Below are 2,682 nucleotides of genomic sequence, written 5' to 3' on the forward strand. Positions count from 1 at the left end.
AAAACCGTCTCAAAATTTAAGTATTGAGACGGCTTCTTTTTTTATAACAGTAACGGCTTATTTTTTTACCTCCTCAGCCTTTGGAGGAATCACCTTTACGTCTTCTCTTTCCCTCTCCTTTTGCTCCACATAAACCGCATAATCAGCAGGTTCTATCTGTGCCCCTACGTGGTCGGCATATACGCGGGTAAATTCAGCTCCTATATAAAGTATGGCAGCAGTATAATAAACCCAAAGCAGTATCACTATAATAGAGCCCGCAGCACCATAAGGTGAGCCTGCAGCTGTAGTTTCAATATACAGGCGTATAAGGTAGCGCCCCAGCATAAAGAGGCAGGCGGTAAAAAAAGCGCCCGCCCGCACATCTTTCCATGCAATTTTGGCATCGGGCAGGGCTTTAAATATTACCCCGAATAGTATTGTTATCACCAGGAAGCTCAAAATAACGTTAATGATGTTGAACAGCAGCACCGTAACATCAGGAAAATACTGCTTCAGCATATCGCTCAGTGCCAGTATAACACCATTGATTATAAGAGATACAATCAATAAAAAACCAAGGCCTATGATGATGGAGCCCGAAAGGAGCCTGTCTTTTATCAGTTTGACCAGGCCGCGCCTCGGCTTGGCTTTAACACGCCAGATTATATTAATAGAATCCTGTATTTCAGCAAAAACGGTGGTAGCGCCTATTACAAGCGTAATTGCTCCTATAACAACCGAAATGTTGGTTTTGCCTGATAGTTCCAGGTTGCGTATTACCTGCTGCACCTGCAGGGCCGCCTCGTTCCCCACAAGCCCTTTCAGCTCGGCAAAAACATGGCCTTCTATTGCTTCTTTCCCAAAAAAAGCGCCTGCCAGCGATATGATGAGCAATAGCAGCGGCGCCATAGAGAATACTGTGTAGTAAGATAAGGAGGCGCTAAGCTTCAGCCCCTTATCGTTAGAAAAGCCGGTAACGGTACCTTTTAAAACCTTCAGTATATTTTTAATTCGGCTGCGGCTGAAAATTTTTTTCATAATGAGGCATAAAAATCTTATATATAAATGTACTTATGCTCCTGCTGAAAAGCTATTATATTAACATTACCATATGATAAACCTCATGCATTGGTCTATTATCATAAAGTAAATATTAACTTACACAGGCAAACCCCAAAGTTTTCATAAATCTTACAGTACAGCCCCGGCCGCTGTTGCCGAAAAGCTTTAATTGTAGTAACTTTATTCAGCTAAATATGCCGCACACCCGGCAGGTAAATTACCCACTATGAAGAAAGTAGTTATAATTGGCGGAGGCTTTGCCGGAATTAACCTTGCCAAAGGCCTTGCCCGCGATAAAAACCACACGGTAACCCTTGTAGATAAAAATAACTATAATTTTTTCCCGCCGCTTATCTATCAGGTGGCTACAGCCTATCTTGAGCCTTCCAGCATTAGCTATCCGTTCCGCAGGCTGTTCCGTGGAAAGCAAAATATACAGTTCAGGCTGGGGGAGCTGCTGTCCGTAAACACCTCCGAAAATAAAGTTGTGCTTAATAATGGTGACCTGGAGTATGATTATCTGGTATTTGCCACAGGCGCGGAAACAAGTTATTTCGGTATGGAAAATGTCAAAAAGAACGCCATACCTATGAAAACGCTTAACGATGCCATTGAAATGCGCAACAAGCTGTTGCAGCGTATGGAAAAAGCCGCTATATGCAAAAACAGCCGTGAGCGGCGCAAATACCTCAATATTGTGATAGCCGGTGGTGGCCCTACCGGTGTTGAAATTTCAGGCATGTTTGCCGAAATGCGCAGCGGCATATTACGCAAAGAATACCCGGAACTCTCTACTACGGTAAGCAACATATACCTGGTTGACGGTGGTGACGCGCTGTTAGGGCCCATGAGCAGGCAATCACAGCAGGATACCCTTGATGCGCTCACAAAAATGGGCGTCATAGTAAAACTGAACACCCGCGTAGTGGATTATAAAGATGATACGGTTTATTTCCATACCGGCGAAACGGTTGTGTCCAAAAACCTTATATGGGCCGCCGGGGTCACCGCGCGTACTTTTGACGGCATACCTGCCCAATGCTACGGACGTGGCAAACGCCTGAATGTTGATGAGCATAATAAAGTAACAGGCACAGCCAATATTTATGCCATAGGCGATACCTGCATACAGCTTACAGACCCTGCATTCCCCGAAGGGCACCCGCAAGTGGCGCAGGTAGCCATACAGCAGGGCACGCACCTGGCCCAAAACTTTAAAAAAACTGCCGCCGGAGAGGCATTGAAACCTTTCCGCTACCATGATAAAGGCTCTATGGCCATAATCGGTAAAAATAAAGCAGTGGTTGACCTGCCAAAACCCAAAATGCATTTTAAAGGCTTTATCGCCTGGCTCATGTGGCTGTTCATACACCTCATGTCGCTTATCAGCTACAGGAACAGGGTCACCACATTTTACAACTGGATGACATCTTATTTCTCAAAAGACCAGTCACTCCGTATGATCATCAGGCCCGAAAAAAGAAAATCAGTGGCCGAAACTACCTAATCCCCTTACTGCCGGTACAATATCCTGAAGAGGTATCAGGAGCAGTAGTCTGAGCGCTTCTCGGGCAGCGTATTTCCTGCTGTGCGCTATATCTCCCCGCCGCCATAAGCGCGGCGGCGGGGAGGATGCCG

General features: G+C 45.6%; 2 protein-coding genes. One reads left to right on the forward strand and one right to left on the reverse strand.

The window, feature by feature from the left end:
* Positions 1-57: 57 nt before the first annotated feature.
* A complete protein-coding gene (locus tag CHU92_RS00745) occupies positions 58-1,020 on the reverse strand; it encodes a YihY/virulence factor BrkB family protein (RefSeq protein WP_094411613.1) in 963 nt (320 codons plus the stop codon).
* Between the two features lie 250 nt (positions 1,021-1,270).
* On the opposite strand from CHU92_RS00745, the gene CHU92_RS00750 reads away from it, so the two are divergent.
* Complete coding sequence (locus CHU92_RS00750) at positions 1,271-2,551, forward strand: NAD(P)/FAD-dependent oxidoreductase (RefSeq protein WP_094411615.1); 1,281 nt, start codon at positions 1,271-1,273, stop codon at positions 2,549-2,551.
* Positions 2,552-2,682: the final 131 nt, after the last annotated feature.

The sequence above is a fragment of the Flavobacterium cyanobacteriorum genome, assembly GCF_002251835.1.
Taxonomy (GTDB): Bacteria; Bacteroidota; Bacteroidia; order Flavobacteriales; family Flavobacteriaceae; genus Flavobacterium; species Flavobacterium cyanobacteriorum.

Bases quoted from the DNA above. Each gene is read 5' to 3' on its own strand.
- CHU92_RS00745 (WP_094411613.1), bottom strand. From the start codon at position 1,020: ATGAAAAAAATTTTCAGCCGCAGCCGAATTAAAAATATACTGAAGGTT.
- CHU92_RS00750 (WP_094411615.1), top strand. From the start codon at position 1,271: ATGAAGAAAGTAGTTATAATTGGCGGAGGCTTTGCCGGAATTAACCTT.